The organism is Citrobacter sp. Cpo126, from assembly GCF_030332445.1.
Taxonomy (GTDB): Bacteria; Pseudomonadota; Gammaproteobacteria; order Enterobacterales; family Enterobacteriaceae; genus Citrobacter; species Citrobacter portucalensis.
Genome location: NZ_JAOWHT010000043.1, coordinates 389,172 through 403,952 on the forward strand (window position 1 = coordinate 389,172; position 14,781 = coordinate 403,952).

12 protein-coding genes are annotated in these 14,781 nt (G+C 51.7%); 5 read left to right on the plus strand and 7 right to left on the minus strand.

Annotated features, from left to right (window positions below; translation table 11 throughout):
* Nucleotides 1-93 precede the first annotated feature (93 nt).
* From mepS to OGY17_RS22415, 4 genes are all read right to left on the minus strand, one after another.
* Nucleotides 94-663 carry a bifunctional murein DD-endopeptidase/murein LD-carboxypeptidase gene (gene mepS, locus OGY17_RS22400; protein ID WP_003834567.1) on the minus strand — a complete coding sequence of 190 codons (570 nt, stop codon included), beginning with the start codon at nt 661-663 and terminating at the stop codon, nt 94-96.
* 413 nt (nt 664-1,076) lie between these two features.
* Entirely contained in the window at nt 1,077-1,790 is a 714-nt protein-coding gene (locus OGY17_RS22405; RefSeq protein ID WP_286608371.1) for a phosphatase PAP2 family protein, read from the minus strand.
* Between the two features lie 33 nt (nt 1,791-1,823).
* Nucleotides 1,824-2,810, minus strand: a complete 987-nt coding sequence (locus OGY17_RS22410; RefSeq protein ID WP_003834563.1) for a CobW family GTP-binding protein — start codon at nt 2,808-2,810, stop codon at nt 1,824-1,826.
* Nucleotides 2,811-2,929: 119 nt separating this feature from the next.
* Nucleotides 2,930-4,396 (minus strand): mannitol dehydrogenase family protein, encoded by a 1,467-nt coding sequence (locus OGY17_RS22415; RefSeq protein ID WP_153687479.1) that lies wholly within the window; start codon nt 4,394-4,396, stop codon nt 2,930-2,932.
* Nucleotides 4,397-4,598: 202 nt separating this feature from the next.
* Between OGY17_RS22415 and uxuA the strand changes: the two genes are divergently transcribed.
* The gene (gene uxuA, locus OGY17_RS22420) at nt 4,599-5,789 is read left to right on the plus strand and encodes a mannonate dehydratase (RefSeq protein WP_048215901.1); all 1,191 of its coding nucleotides are present in this window, start codon (nt 4,599-4,601) and stop codon (nt 5,787-5,789) included.
* A 45-nt stretch (nt 5,790-5,834) separates the two neighbouring features.
* Here uxuA and pdxR read toward each other — a convergent pair whose 3' ends face one another.
* Complete coding sequence (gene pdxR / locus OGY17_RS22425) at nt 5,835-7,307, minus strand: MocR-like pyridoxine biosynthesis transcription factor PdxR (protein ID WP_048234896.1); 1,473 nt, start codon at nt 7,305-7,307, stop codon at nt 5,835-5,837.
* 165 nt (nt 7,308-7,472) lie between these two features.
* Between pdxR and torC the strand changes: the two genes are divergently transcribed.
* From torC to torD, 3 genes are read left to right on the plus strand one after another with little or no spacing between them, the layout of a single operon-like run.
* The gene (torC, locus tag OGY17_RS22430; protein ID WP_125362683.1) at nt 7,473-8,606 is read left to right on the plus strand and encodes a pentaheme c-type cytochrome TorC; all 1,134 of its coding nucleotides are present in this window, start codon (nt 7,473-7,475) and stop codon (nt 8,604-8,606) included.
* Nucleotides 8,607-8,615: 9 nt separating this feature from the next.
* Nucleotides 8,616-11,114 (plus strand): trimethylamine-N-oxide reductase TorA, encoded by a 2,499-nt coding sequence (gene torA / locus OGY17_RS22435; protein ID WP_286608373.1) that lies wholly within the window; start codon nt 8,616-8,618, stop codon nt 11,112-11,114.
* On the plus strand, nt 11,104-11,736 hold the full coding sequence (gene torD / locus OGY17_RS22440; RefSeq protein WP_008785279.1) for a molecular chaperone TorD: 633 nt from the start codon (nt 11,104-11,106) through the stop codon (nt 11,734-11,736). The genes torA and torD overlap by 11 nt, the downstream gene beginning before the upstream one ends.
* Before the next feature lie 715 nt (nt 11,737-12,451).
* Here torD and yeiP read toward each other — a convergent pair.
* Complete coding sequence (yeiP, locus tag OGY17_RS22445) at nt 12,452-13,024, minus strand: elongation factor P-like protein YeiP (protein WP_003027452.1); 573 nt, start codon at nt 13,022-13,024, stop codon at nt 12,452-12,454.
* Nucleotides 13,025-13,181: 157 nt separating this feature from the next.
* Here yeiP and OGY17_RS22450 point away from each other — a divergent pair, with 157 nt between their 5' ends.
* Nucleotides 13,182-13,436, plus strand: a complete 255-nt coding sequence (locus tag OGY17_RS22450) for a YkgJ family cysteine cluster protein (protein ID WP_008785278.1) — start codon at nt 13,182-13,184, stop codon at nt 13,434-13,436.
* Here OGY17_RS22450 and setB read toward each other — a convergent pair.
* Entirely contained in the window at nt 13,433-14,614 is a 1,182-nt protein-coding gene (gene setB / locus OGY17_RS22455) for a sugar efflux transporter SetB (RefSeq protein WP_003834548.1), read from the minus strand. The genes OGY17_RS22450 and setB overlap by 4 nt on opposite strands.
* Nucleotides 14,615-14,781: the final 167 nt, after the last annotated feature.

Below are 14,781 nucleotides of genomic sequence, written 5' to 3' on the forward strand. Positions count from 1 at the left end.
TTCTTAGTCGCAGGGTGAAACAAAAAAGCACCGCCGAAGCAGTGCTTTTGGAATGTCTCATCAGGATAGCCAAGGGATAGCTGCCAAACGAAACTAACTGCGGCTCAGAACCCGGCGAGCTTCGTTGTAACGTTTTTTCCAGTAAGGCTCGTTCATGCTGGAAATGATAACGCCACTGCTGGTCGAGGCATGTACAAACTGGTTGTTACCGATATAAATACCGACGTGACGGCCAGTAGAACCAGCACGGAACAGAACCAGATCGCCTGTGCGCAGATTAGTGCGCGAAACGGATTTTCCCGTTTCCTGTTGTTCATAGGTTGAGCGCGGAAGCTCTAAACCAAATTGCTCGCGGAATGTACGCTGCACGAAGCTTGAGCAATCAATACCTTTTTTGGTGCTGCCGCCAAGGCGGTAACGCACGCCTTTCCAGTCAGCATACTGGTCCATAATACGTGATTTAACATCGATATTACGTACCATATTTTCAAATTCATCCTGAGAGGCTTGCAGTGAAGAGTTATCTCCATTGCCCACAGCATGCGTCTCAGAATGCATATTCTTGGCGGTGTTCGTTGTGCTACATGCAGAAAGCAGAACCGCAACTGCTATCGCGGGTATGCCCCGCAAGATATATCTCAAAATCGGTTGAGATTTGACCATTTTGTTTGTTTTCCCTTGAAGTCCTTAACGATAAATATCGTTATAAAAAATGCCAAACGTGACGAGACTAATTACCATCGCACGATGAGACAATTCCTTAAGGTCAAATCTGTGGCAGAACGCACAAATTTATTCTGAAAGGGAATAATTATCCCGCGAGGCAAAACGAGTTCGAGATTACCCGATCGTTCCGGTCAATGCGAGTGATTTTACGTGATTTCTTATAAGAAAAATTGATACAGAAAGTGAATAAACGGCATTGTCTAAATTAAGAACAATCAGGGTAAAAAATACGCAACCTACTCATTTTAAACATGAATAAGATGACAGGAGAATGACAATCAGAATGATGAAATATTGCCCGGCATCATCAGGGAATCAGAAGTATCCCTGATGATGTTAATTACTCTGCGTTATTTGTTTAAAAATTGTTTGTTTTTGCCGGGTAGATAATTCACGAACAGAGTGACTAATCGGTCGCTTAATGGCGTCATTAGCCACCAGGGAAGGCCAATCAAGACCACCGTCATGGAGCCAACCACGATATCAGTGAGCCAATGAGCGCCAATCATTACGCGCGGAAAGGCAAAAACCACAGCAATAATAAGGCCGATTATTCCTGCGACTTTTCCGAAATAACGCAGCATAAATGCGGAAAAAATAAGCAGCATCATGCCGTGATCGCCAGGAAAACTGTCTTTCGACGCATCTTTGGTCGCAATATGCAGCAGTTCGCTGACGCGATAAATATTATCCAGCATAAGCGTGGGGCTGGCGCGTTTAACGGGAATAAGCGCCTGGCCCAGCTGATTTAATACCACTGCGGTGAGCAGCATAACCAAACCAATTGCCACAATGCGTCGGCGACCTTCCGACGTCTCTTTGAGCCAAAAGTGCAGCATCAATGCGCCCATAGCCAGCAATGAGCAGCCATCAAATGCCCGATTATTGGTAATAGCAACAACCCATAAGAACAGCGGGCTTTCCACCAGTTTATGATTAAAGAAGCGGAAGACGCCCGTATCGAGTGAAGACCAGAACCCATGCCCGGCTGAAATATACCAGGACAGAAACAGTGCCAGACCCGCAATATTAAGCAGGAGGATTAAAGGGTATCGGGTTTTCATCGTCGTTTACCATTGCTAAAAACGAAGGCAACCTTACGCGCTAGCGTCTAAACGAAGTCTCAACAACGCGCTCTGTAACGCATTCCAGTCAGTCTCGGTATCGGCGATGAGTTCAATACGGCTATCCGGTGGCGCGACGTTTTGCGTCTCTATATGCCAGTCGTCTCCCTGGCGGTTAATGCGTACCAGTCCTTCTTTAATACGCATTACCCCCTTCACGCGTCCAACAGGAGCAAGACGCGACCATTCCAGCAGACCGATGGTATCGAACACTGTATCGGCGTCAAAAATCCAACCGCAGGCCTGATGGCCCTGACCGCTGTTCAGGCTACGCCGCCAACGCTGCTGTGCGGGTAAGCTCAACGCTGCCAGCCCCTTTTTGTTGGCATGGCTATGGGCGTGCTCCGCGCTTGCAGGAAGCTCCGCCAGGTTTAGTCGGGGCAAATCCAGTAGCTGTCCGTCAATTTGCCCATGGTCGGCATGAACTAACTGGCGATTACCACCGTAGTGTTGCCACCAGCTTTGCAGGGCGTTTTCGCTTTCCGTCGTGGCACGGTCGGTTTTGTTGGCAACAATGATATCAGCAGCGGCCAACTGATCGCGGAAATTGTCATTGGCGACGCTTTTCTCATCCAGTAACAGGCGAGGATCAAGGATACAGAGGGTTGCGCGCAGATCGATCCACGGCTCATAAACCGGTGCGGTGAGTAAATCCAGAATCTGTTTGGGATGCCCGAGGCCGGTGGGTTCAATCAGCAGGCGGTCGGGTTTTCCCTGACGCAGCAGCGTATTGAGGCCAACCTGCATTGGCAGACCGTTAACACAGCACATACAGCCGCCGGGGATCTCTTTTAGCAGCGCACCGCTGTCGGCCAGCAACGCGCCATCAATGCCAACTTCACCAAACTCATTAACCAGCACGGCCCACTTCTCAGCAGGATCTTTGTTTGCCAATAAATGAAGAATAGAGGTGGTTTTGCCACTGCCGAGAAAACCGGTGATGAGATTGGTTTTAGTCACATTTACTCCAGAATCATAAATTACCGTAATGGCATTTAACAATCCTGGCGAAAAACAGGGAAAAAGAGAAGGGGGGAGAGGACGAAGAGGCGCTTCGTCCTGCTTAATGGCAGAAATCGTTAACTTTTTAACGTCTCAATGACAGCCTGATGCGCACCGTATTGGGCAATGCGTTGCCAGGCCTGCTGAATGGCCGCGACAAACTGCGGATTCTGTACGAGGTCGGTGGCGAAAATCTCGCGCAGCGAAAGCAGAGCGTTGACGCGTTCTGACTCTGTGCTCTGTTTAACCAGAGCGGAAATTTTTTCACTCAACGGGTCACGAACATCAATAGCGGTGCCTGAATCATCCACGCCGCTCACATAACGCATCCAGCCCGCGACGCCGAGCGCCAGCAGTGGCCACTCGCTTTGGCGGGCTAAATGTACGCGGATCCCTTCCAACATGCGCTGGGGTAATTTCTGGCTACCGTCCATCGCGATTTGCCAGGTTTTATGTTTCAACGCTGGGTTGGCAAAACGCTCCAACAGGCTTAGGGCATACTGGTCTAAATCAACATCGGTAATTTGCAGCGTAGGTGCCTGTTCGTTGAGCATCAGGCGGTAAGCGGCTTCACGAAATGCGCTGTCCTGCATACAGTCGCTGATGTGCTGGAACCCGGCCAGATAACCGAGATAAGCAAGAAACGAATGACTGCCGTTCAGCATCCGCAGTTTCATTTGCTCCCACGGCAACACATTTTCGACCATCTGGACGCCCGCCGTTTCCCATTGTGGGCGGCCACACACAAAATTATCTTCAATCACCCACTGGATAAACGGTTCGCAGCTGATTGCGCAAGGATCGGCAACCCCCAGCTCGCGGGCAATTTCGGCCAGTGACTCTTCAGTGGCGGCAGGGACAATGCGGTCGACCATGGTGCCTGGGAAACTGACATGCTCCTGAATCCAGGTTGCCAGTTCTGGTGAACGTTTCTCCGCCATTCCAAGGACGGCGTTTTTTACCACATGACCATTGTCCGGGATGTTATCGCAAGAGAGGACGGTAAACGGCTGTAGCCCGCGTTCACGTCGGCGGTGTAGGGCTTCAACAATAATTCCGGGGGCAGAGTGCGGTTCAGTCGGTGTTTGCAGATCGTGAGCAATACGTGGATTACTGAGATCTAACGAACCTGTCGCCGGATCGATGCAGTAGCCTTTTTCTGTGATGGTTAGTGAGACAATAGCCACCTGAGGCTCGCAGAATTTTTCGATAATGGCCGCCAGCGAATCCAGCCTGGCGTTGAGACATTCGTTGACGGCGCCGATAACAATTGGCTGGTTGCCGTTGGCCCCTTTTTCCAGCACGGTAAATAAATGATCCTGTTCGCGCAGTTGGCTCATCAGTCGATCGCCGCTGAACAGACTGATCTCACAAATACCCCAGTCTCCACCCTGCGCATTCAGCACCCTGTCGGTTAGTAACGCCTGATGGGCGCGGTGAAAAGCACCGAAACCAAAATGCACAATCCGCGTTTTTAATTGCTGGCGGTCGTATTGCGGCATCATGACATTTTCCGCCAGTGGCGCTGAGGCAATAGTTTTCATTTAATACACCTGATTAACCATAAATTAACAATGGCAGTATAAAGTTATATGACAACAAATTGAATTGGTGTGCCTCATTTATCCGGGGAATGTGAGCTTGATCAACCAATCATCGGCAATGTGTTGATCAGTTGACGGATGCCTGTATGGTAGTCGTCATTAAGATGATTTAATTTGGTATAACAACTTGTGAGGTGAAACAATGGAACAAACCTGGCGTTGGTACGGACCTAACGATCCGGTATCGCTTGATGATGTGCGTCAGGCTGGCGCAACGGGTGTTGTGACCGCCTTACACCATATTCCTAACGGTGAAGTGTGGCCGGTAGAAGAAATTCAGCAGCGTCAGGCCATTCTGGCTGAAAAAGGACTGACCTGGTCGGTAGTGGAAAGTATCCCTGTCCACGAAGATATCAAAACGCGTTCAGGTCAATATCAAACGTGGATTGCCAACTATCAGCAGAGTATCCGTAATCTGGCGACCTGTGGTATCGATACGGTGTGCTATAACTTCATGCCGATCCTCGACTGGACGCGTACCGACCTCGAATATCAACTGCCGGATGGTTCCAAAGCGCTGCGTTTTGACCAGATTGCTTTTGCGGCCTTCGAACTTCACATTCTGCAACGCCCGGGAGCTGAAGCGGATTATACCGCCGAAGAACAACGCCAGGCGCTGGACTACTTCAATGCCATGAGCGATGCAGAAATTGAAAAGCTGACCCGCAATATCATTGCTGGCCTGCCTGGTGCAGAAGAGGGCTATACGCTGGATCAGTTCCGTGCGCGTCTCGCTGAATACGACGGCATCAGCAAGGACGATCTGCGCGATAATATGGCGGTATTCCTGCGGGCGATTGTGCCAGTGGCAGAAGAAGTCGGCGTGCGTCTGGCCGTGCATCCTGACGATCCGCCGCGCCCGATCCTCGGCCTGCCGCGTATCGTTTCGACTATCGAAGATATGCAGTGGCTGAAAGAAACGGTCGATAGCATTAATAATGGTTTCACCATGTGCACCGGTTCTTACGGCGTGCGCGCTGATAACGATCTGGTGAAAATGATCGAAACCTTTGGCGATCGAATCCACTTCACGCACCTGCGCTCAACCTGTCGTGAAGATAACCCGAAAACCTTCCATGAAGGTGCGCACCTGCAGGGCGATGTGGATATGGTATCGGTGGTGGCTGCCATTTTGAGTGAAGAGCAGCGGCGTAAAAAAGCGGGCGACCTGCGTCCTATCCCGATGCGTCCGGATCATGGACACCAGATGCTTGACGATCTGCACAAGAAAACCAACCCGGGCTACTCTGCGATTGGTCGCCTGAAAGGCCTGGCAGAAGTCCGCGGCGTTGAGCTGGCGCTGAAACAAACGCAGTTCCGCGATCTGCTGTAAGTCTAACAACAGGGATTGCGCGACAGGCGCGATCCCTGTTTTTCATCAAGGCTGCGCGAGCGCCTGCTCCAGCACTGTCAGCACTTTATTGATCTGCTGTATCTGCAATCCACCAAACCCAAAAAACATAACAGCATCGCTGTTCTCTTTGCGCCATGCGGCTTCTGATCCATTTTCTATATCCGGCAGAGTGTCGAAACGGATCCCGGCCAACAGGCAGCATTGCTGCAGCCTGGTGATGAGTTCTGCGTGTCTGGCAATGCGTAACGAGAGGTGCAGACCTGCCGTTGCGCCAGCGATTTTCCCTTCGGGAAACAGAGTGGAAAGGCCATCGCGTAACAGGGTGAGGCGCGTCGCATAGCTGCAGGCCAGCTTGCTGATATGCGTATAGAACACCTGGTTTTGCATCAGTTCGGCCAAAAATTGCTGCAACAACCACTGACTGCCGTTGTTATTGAGCGCTTTCATATTCTGTACCGCCGGAAGCAATTCATCAGGGCAAATAAGATAGCCAAGCCGTGCGCCTGGCCCCAGCGTTTTAGAAAATGTCCCCATGTAGATAACCCGGTTGTGATAATCCATGGCTTTCAGCGCGGGAAGGGGATTTTCCCCATAGGTAAAAACGGCATCGTAATCATCTTCAATGATGTAAGCGCCGACGCGTTGCGCCCACGTTAATAATGACTGACGGCGCTCCAGTGAAAGCACGCTTCCCATCGGATACTGATGCGCTGGAGTAACATAACAAAGCTGGGTTTCATACTCGGGTAAATTATCTGTTTGCAGCCCGTGGTTATCTACGGCAATTGACGTAATGTCTGCACCGTAATAATTAAAAAGATGCCATGCGCCAGAATAACAAGGGGATTCGGTCACAATATGGCACTTTTTTTGCTGACTGACAGCATGATGAATAATAAATATTTGGCTGAGCAGTGATAATCCTTCCTGAATCCCGTTGGTAATGATGATGTTCTCTGCTCGGGTATTAATTCCGCGGGATAAATTAAGGTATCTGACCAATTGCTCACGCAGTGAAAATAATCCACTTGGTGAATGGTATCGGGTAAATAATTGTTCTTTAAGTATGCTTGGAGCATTATTCCATTTCCGCCAACTTGACCAGGGAAAAGCGTTGGGATCGGGGACGCCCATCCGACAGTAGCACTCTCGTCCAGGCTCGGCGTAAACATCGGTTGAGACTCCGGCAGCTTTAGGTTTTGTCGGCGGAGAACCCTGGGTAACGGGCACATGCGTTGGTGTTATACGTACAGGCGTGGTGAATATCACTTCATAGCCAATGCCGTGTCGGCTCTTGATTAACCCTGCAGCCATAAGCTTATCATAGGCCATCACTACCGTTATTTTGGCTACGTTCAATACCTGAGCCTGCTCGCGAATAGAGGGAAGCTTATCGCCACAAAGCAAATCTCCCCGCTGAATAGCCTGGAAATAAAATTGAAAAATTTGCAATTGCAGCGGAGTGCGGAGTTCTCTATTGAGCGTTAATGTAAGCATGAGGAATTCCTTATTAATATATAGCCACTATATTACGAATTTCTCGTTTTTACTATTTGATACACCTCATGGAGTAGTGGCTGTTCCTATAACTTGCTATCGCTGTCTCTATTTTTGGTTTTTATTATCCCTTAGCGTGTCGCTATTAAAAAAATGGAGGCAAGCATGTCGTGGATAAGAAAGAACGCATTGTGGTGCGTATTGGCTGGGGCGGTGGCAATGGCCCTGGCTATTTGGGGAACGTGGCAAGGCGTTCATTACACCAGTACCACCGAATTTTGTTTATCGTGTCACTCGATGCGCACGGCTGGAGAGGAATATAAAACCAGCGTGCATTTTCGTAACGCATCTGGCGTGCGGGCTGAGTGTAAGGATTGTCATATCCCCCCGGGCGTTGTTCCAACGCTTATTCGTAAAACTGAAGCCTTAAACGACCTCTATCACACCTTTATTTCTCCTTCTATCGATACTCCTGAAAAGTTTGCTGCCAAACGCCCGGAGCTAGCCCAGCGGGAGTGGGCACGCATGAGCGCGAATAATTCAGCGGCGTGTAAATCCTGCCATAGCTATGAGGCAATGGATCATGGCAAGCAATCGGCAAACGCGGCGGCGCAAATGACCGCAGCGGCAGCAAAAGACAGTAACTGTATCGATTGTCACAAAGGAATAGCCCATCACAAACCCGATATGAGCAGCGGTTTTCGCGATCGCTATAAGCAGCTACAGCGTCAGGGAGATATGCCAACAGATGCGACCACACTGTTCTCATTAAGCGAAAAATCACTGGCGGCAACGGCAGGGAGTCCGGCCGGGAAGGCGCTGTTATTTCCTGCTACCGAGGTCAAGGTGCTGAAAAAAGAAGGCAGTAACGTGCAGCTCGAAATCACGGGCTGGCGAGAAAGCAAAGGGCGTGGACGGGTGATCACCCAGTATATGGGGAAACGCGTTTTCTCCGCCGTTCTCGATGAGCCCCTGATGGCGAACGTAAAAGTGCTACACACTCAGGTCGATCCTGACTCACATCAGGAATGGCAGCAGGTGAGCGTCACCGCCTGGACCACCGATCAGGACTTTATCAACACGCTTGCGCCAATCTGGGAATACTCAGATCAAATGCTGCAATCCACCTGTAGTGCCTGTCATAGCACTCCTCCTACAACCCGATATACCGCTAACGGCTGGATCGCCGGACTGAAAGCCATGTCGACCTATTACCGGCTTAATCCGGTGGAGGAACGTACGTTGTTGAAATACCTCCAGACCCACGCCAGCGATGTGTCTGAAACCAACAAAAAGTAAGGATAATGTATGGATATTCATGACTTTAATCCGTCCCGCCGCCGTTTTCTCAACGGAATGCTGGCGGTGGGGGCTGCCAGTGCACTGGCGCCTAATCCGCTGATATCAAAAGTGTGGGCGGCGGGGGAAAATCCCGAACAGTGGATCCAATCTGGTTCGCACTATGGCGCTTTTGAAGCCAAAGTGGTCAACGGTGAGTGGACCGAAACCCGTCCGTTCAAACATGACAAATACCCCTGCGATATGCTGAACGCGGTGCGTGAAGTGGTCTACAACCCGTCGCGGGTGCGCTACCCGATGGTGCGTCTGGACTGGCTGCGTAAGCGTGAGAAGTCAGATCGCAGTCAGCGCGGAGATAACCGTTTTGTACGGGTCAGTTGGGATCAGGCGCTGGATCTGTTTTACGAAGAGCTGGAGAGGGTGCAAAAAACCTATGGCTCATCAGGCGTATTTACCGGGCTTGCCGACTGGCAAATGGTGGGCAAATACCATAAAGCGGGCGGGGCGATGGATCGGGGACTTGGCCTGCATGGTAGCTATGTGACAACCGTCGGCGACTATTCTGCGGCAGCGGCACAAGTCATTTTACCGCATGTGATTGGTTCGCTGGAAGTTTATGAGCAGCAGACGTCGCTTCCGCTGGTGATTCAAAACAGCAATACCATCGTGCTGTGGGGGTGCGATCCGATCAAGAACCTGCAGATCGAGTTTTTGGTTCCCGATCACGATGCGTTTGGCTACTGGCAGCAGATTAAAGAGGCGGTAGCGCAGGGTAAGATGCGCGTTATCAGTGTTGATCCGGTGCGTAGCAAGTCGCAAAACTATCTTGGCTGCGAGCAGTTGGCGTTGCGGCCACAAACCGATGTCGCGTTAATGCTGGCGCTGGCGCATACCTTGTACGAAGAAAAACTGTACGACACGGCGTTTATTACCGATTACACCGTCGGCTTTGAGCAGTTTTTGCCGTATCTGCTGGGCGAAACCGATAAACAGCCGAAAAATGCCGAATGGGCGGCAAAAATCTGCGGCCTGACGGCAGAGCAGATCCGAGACTTCGCCCGTCTGTTGGTGAAAGGCCGGACACAGTTTATGGGCGGTTGGTGCGTACAACGCATGCACCATGGTGAGCAGTATCCGTGGATGCTGGTGGTGCTGGCCAGCATGGTCGGTCAAATTGGTTTGCCCGGCGGCGGGGTAGGATTTGGCTGGCACTACAACGGCGGTGGTACGGTAACATCCGCCGGGCCTGTGCTTTCTGGACTGGGAGGGATCACGAATCCCCCGCAGGCAAAGTACAACGCGGATTTTCGCGGCGTATCGGAGCATATCCCCACTTCGCGTATCGTTGACTGCCTGCTTGAGCCGGGCAAAAAGGTTGCCTTTAACGGCGAGACGTTAACCTGGCCTGACATCAAAATGGCGATCTACAGCGCGGCAAATCCATTTCATGCGCAGCAGGACAGGAATCGCATGATCGACGCGTGGAAGAAGCTGGAAACCGTGGTGGTGTTGGATCACCAATGGACCGCGTCGTGCCGTTTTGCCGATATTGTCCTGCCCGTTACCACCCGCTTTGAACGTAACGATATTGAGCAGTTCGGTACGCATTCGAATAAAGGGTTGATGGCGTTGCATCAGATCGTCAAACCGCAATATGAAGCGCGACATGATTTTGATGTATTTGCCGGGCTGTGTAAGCGCTTTGACAAGGAAGCGGTGTACCGTGAAAACCGTGATGAAATGCAGTGGATACAGACGCTTTATGACGAAGGCGTGAAGATGGGGGCATCGCTCGGCGTCTCATTACCGGATTTCACAACGTTCTGGCAGGGTGACGGATATATTGAATATCCGCCGGGTCAGCCGTGGGTACGTCACGGTGAGTTTCGCGACCAGCCAGACCTGAATCCGCTGGGAACGCCGTCAGGTCTGATTGAAATCTACAGCAAAACCATCGCGGGCTTTGCCTATGAGGATTGTCCGGGGCATCCGGTGTGGATGGAACCCTTTGAGCGTACCCATAGCGGCAAAAAAGATAAATACCCGCTGCATCTGCAATCCTGCCATCCGGACAAACGTCTGCATTCCCAACTGTGCTCTAGCGAGGTGTTTCGCAACACCTATGCGGTTGCCGGAAGAGAACCGCTTTATATCAGTGAACAGGATGCCACCGCTCGTGGCTTAAAAGCCGGTGATATCGCCCGCGTCTTCAACGCTCGTGGTCAGGTACTGGCTGGCGTAGTTGTCAGCCCGGATTTTTCCCCTGGCGTGGTCCGTATTCATGAAGGTGCATGGTACTCCCCGCAGGAAGGGGGGAAAGCCGGGACATTATGCACTTATGGCGACCCGAACGTGCTGAGCGCGGATATCGGTACTTCACAGCTGGCCCAGGGGCCTTCAGCGCATACCGTGCTGGTGGAGGTCGAGCGTTATCAGCAGAAAGCCCCGCAGGTGACGGCTTTCGGTGGTCCGCAGATTGTGAAAGAGGAGGGGACCAGTGCAGCATAAGCAAATTCATCAGCAGCGGGCAGCTGTGTACCAGTGGTTTTCGCAACTGCTATTTCGTGAGCTGGATGAAAAACAGCTCGCCAGTCTGGAAAACGGCGATAGCCAGGCTTGGATTGCCTCACTGGCGGCGGTTCCTGGAGTGTCTGCCGAGGTTAAACGTTTTGAGCGTAGCCTGGGCCGGGTTTTGCGGCGCGACTCCAGACAGCTGGAGCTGGCAGCAGATTTTGCCTCGCTGTTTCTGCTGGCCCCGCCGGCTAGTGTTTCTCCCTATGCAGGGCACTATCCACACACGACAGCGGCAGAAGAACGTCGGCAAATGAATGTGCTGCTGATTGAGCAAGGTCTGGCAGCGCGAGAGAATGAACCCTCCGATCATATTGCTGTGCAGTTGGCATTAATGGCGAGGATGGTTGCTAAAGAGGAGAGGCTATCGGCGCAATATTACTTTTTGCATCATCATATTCTGTGCTGGGCACCGTTATTTCGCGACGCTTGTCTGGTGCGGGATAACGAGGGGTTTTATCCTCAGGCGGTGAATCTGATAGTGCGTTTTATGCAAGAGGATGAACAGTATCTGGAGTCATTGCTGATGGATGATTTTTATTTCAGCAGCCAGCGCTGAAAATGAAAAAAGGGACAGCCTGCGTTGTAATGCCAGTCAGTTAAGCATTATGGAGCATATTTTATTGCGGCATAGGGTTCCGTTCACCTCAGCGGAGTCATTTCTCTGAAGCGCAGATACCTGTGAACGTGCAAGGGAGGCTCACCGCCGCCTCCCTTGCAACCCAGGCTCCCGGCGGGAAAATCGTCGCGATGCGATTCATTCGGCTCATGCCGTCTGCCTGTCGGGTCGGGGCCGAGCCTGCGTCCCTGCAGGCCGTCCCCTCTGCCCGCATCCCTGCGGGCAGACCCGGTCAGCCGTCAACGCCTCATCGATTTTCAGCCGGACCGGGGTCATCGCTTCAACTCTCTGATTTCCAGTTAAATCTGTTTTGCTGTTTAAACAAAAAAAGTAGATGGTCAGGTGTGGCTGGTCCGGCTGAAAATTGCCGACGTGTTTCCGTAAGGCCGGGAGAACCCGCAGGGATGCGGGTTCAGGGCGCGCTTTGCAGGGACGCTACCTCGCGCCCGGCCCGATAGCCTGAAGGAAAAAGCGGAGGGTATTGCGTAGCAACAATTTTCCCGCCTGGAGCCGGGATTGTTAAGGGTACGGCGATAGTACCCTTAACACGTTCACAGGCAGTATCGTTTCAGAGAAGTGATATCACTAAAGTGAACGGAACATTTTGCCAGAGACAACATGTCATTATCTTTGGTTCACCTGTAACGACAGGAGCTTAATCTGCACGGCCCATATAGCGACGTTCTTCGATATGAATACGGATTTTTTCACCCGCACTCAGATACTCAGGAACCTGGATCACCAGACCGGTGCTCAGGGTTGCTGGCTTGTTGCGAGCACTCGCTGAAGCACCTTTAATCCCCGGTGAGGTTTCAACGATTTCCAGGTCTACGGTCTGCGGCAGTTCAAGCGCCAGTAGCTGGCCATCCCAGGTCAGGACCTGCATGTCCGGCATCCCGCCTTCCGGCATGAACAGCAGCTCTTCTTCAATCTGGTCTTTGGTGAAGGTATACGGGGTATAGTCTTCTTTATCCATAAAGATGTATTCGTTGCCATCGACGTAGGAGAAATCAACGCCACGACGGCTCAGAGTGACGGTATCCACGATATCGTCACCTTTGAAGCGCTCTTCAACTTTCAGACCGGTACGCACATCAGAAAAACGCATTTTGTACAGCGTGGCAGCACCACGTGCAGACGGTGATTGAATATCGATATCTTTTACAATCAGCAGTTTGCCATTGTAGTTCAGTACCATACCTTTTTTAATTTCGTTCGCTCTTGGCATCGAAAAAATCCTGTAGTGGGGAGTGTCTAAAATATCGCGTAAAACTACTCGCGCCGGGGCATTCAGGCAAGCGGAATTCATGCTTTTGCTGGTGCAAAAAAGGTGGTACTGTGCCCTTCCCGCACAATCCGATGGTTTACGATTAAGAGAGTACTGTATGGAATGCCGTCCGGATTGTGGTGCATGCTGCACCGCGCCTTCAATCTCCAGTCCCATCCCCGGTATGCCTGATGGCAAGCCCGCTAATACGCCCTGCGTTCAGTTGGATGAATCCCTGCGTTGCAAAATTTTTGCGTCGCCGCTACGACCAAAGGTGTGCGGCGGTTTACAGCCCAGTGCGGAAATGTGCGGGCGGACGACGCACCAGGCCATGGTTTATCTCATCGAGCTTGAAGCGCTAACCGCGCCTTAAACGTCCTTGATGCGCGCCAGGCACGCGACGGTGGCGACGATCATCACCAGTGCAAACCAGAACACCGCGTGATAGTTCCAAATTTCAGCGGCAATCCCCGCCAGCGATCCGGCAATAATCCAGCCCACGCGAATGGTATTCGTATAGAGGGTGGTGGCTGAACCCGCCTGTCCCGGCATCAGGTCCTGGAAATAGAGCATACCAATCCCGCCGAGAATACCGATGTAAATCGCGTTCAGCAGCTGTAAGCCAAGCAATATCGCCGGAGAGTGAGCCAGCAGCATACCGGCATAAAAGAAGAATCCGGCAACGACGGCAATTCTCATCAACAGACGTTTACCCAGACGCTTTGCAAAATAGCCAGCAATCAACATGGTTGGGATTTCCAGTCCGGCTGCGGTGCCCATCATGATGCCCGCCAGTTTTTCCGGCAGATGCAGTTCGTTGATGATAAACAGCGGCATATTAATGATATAGAGACTATTGGTTCCCCACATTAATGTGCAGATAACAAACAGCAGCAACGTGTCGCGTCGATTGCGGCGCGGGGCCTCAACTGCGCCTGTCGCGAGAGGCACGTTTTTACTCATTGAGGGTAAAAACAGCCAGACCATTACGCCGCAGACAACAAACGCCACCGCCGCGCTGAGATACATCACCGTAAAGCTGAATCCCATGGCCAGCGCGTAGGCCAGCGGCGGGCCAATTACCCAGGCTAGCGAAACCTGCGCACGTAATATTGAGCTGAACATGACGGCTTCCCGACCTGTGCGGTCGGCGTGTTCACGGGCGAGAGCAAACATTTGCGGGTTGGCGGTCGATCCAAAGCTGCTGAGGAATACCCCGACAAACAGCAAGATAAAATAATTACGGTTCCAGGCGAACAGCACGCAGGCCAGCATCCCCAGCACGCAGCAAAACACAATCAGGTTCTTGCGATCGCCTTTTCTATCTGAACGTCCGGCCAGAAACTGACTTACCAGAATACCGATCACAGCGCTACCGGTAAAAAAGAACCCGACCATGCCGGGACGGGCGTGGACTTCATCCGTCAGAAAAAGGCTGAGCGTTGGCGTCTGCAACGCACCGGCGATACCCGTCAGAAATGCGACAAGCAGGAACGCCGAAGACGTTAAATCAAACGCCTTGGGTGTGGCGGCTACGGGGGTGTTATGCATGTTTTGATATCAATGATGTGAAGAGACGCGGAGTTTACGCCGCTTGTCAGAAAATAAACAGGGAGCCAAATCAAAATCGGCATCAAAAATCAAAATAGCATTTCAGTCAAAGAATGCTGTTTGCTGACGTTGCTGAATCTGACAAGCTGACGGCGTTTTTGCGTCAG

Excerpts from the sequence above, each read along its gene's own strand:
- mepS (WP_003834567.1), bottom strand. The coding sequence starts at position 663 with ATGGTCAAATCTCAACCGATTTTGAGATATATCTTGCGGGGCATACCC.
- torC (WP_125362683.1), top strand. The coding sequence starts at position 7,473 with ATGTCGTGGATAAGAAAGAACGCATTGTGGTGCGTATTGGCTGGGGCG.
- OGY17_RS22415 (WP_153687479.1), bottom strand. The coding sequence starts at position 4,396 with ATGAAAACTATTGCCTCAGCGCCACTGGCGGAAAATGTCATGATGCCG.
- OGY17_RS22405 (WP_286608371.1), bottom strand. The coding sequence starts at position 1,790 with ATGAAAACCCGATACCCTTTAATCCTCCTGCTTAATATTGCGGGTCTG.
- setB (WP_003834548.1), bottom strand. The coding sequence starts at position 14,614 with ATGCATAACACCCCCGTAGCCGCCACACCCAAGGCGTTTGATTTAACG.
- OGY17_RS22450 (WP_008785278.1), top strand. The coding sequence starts at position 13,182 with ATGGAATGCCGTCCGGATTGTGGTGCATGCTGCACCGCGCCTTCAATC.
- yeiP (WP_003027452.1), bottom strand. The coding sequence starts at position 13,024 with ATGCCAAGAGCGAACGAAATTAAAAAAGGTATGGTACTGAACTACAAT.
- pdxR (WP_048234896.1), bottom strand. The coding sequence starts at position 7,307 with ATGCTTACATTAACGCTCAATAGAGAACTCCGCACTCCGCTGCAATTG.
- uxuA (WP_048215901.1), top strand. The coding sequence starts at position 4,599 with ATGGAACAAACCTGGCGTTGGTACGGACCTAACGATCCGGTATCGCTT.
- torA (WP_286608373.1), top strand. The coding sequence starts at position 8,616 with ATGGATATTCATGACTTTAATCCGTCCCGCCGCCGTTTTCTCAACGGA.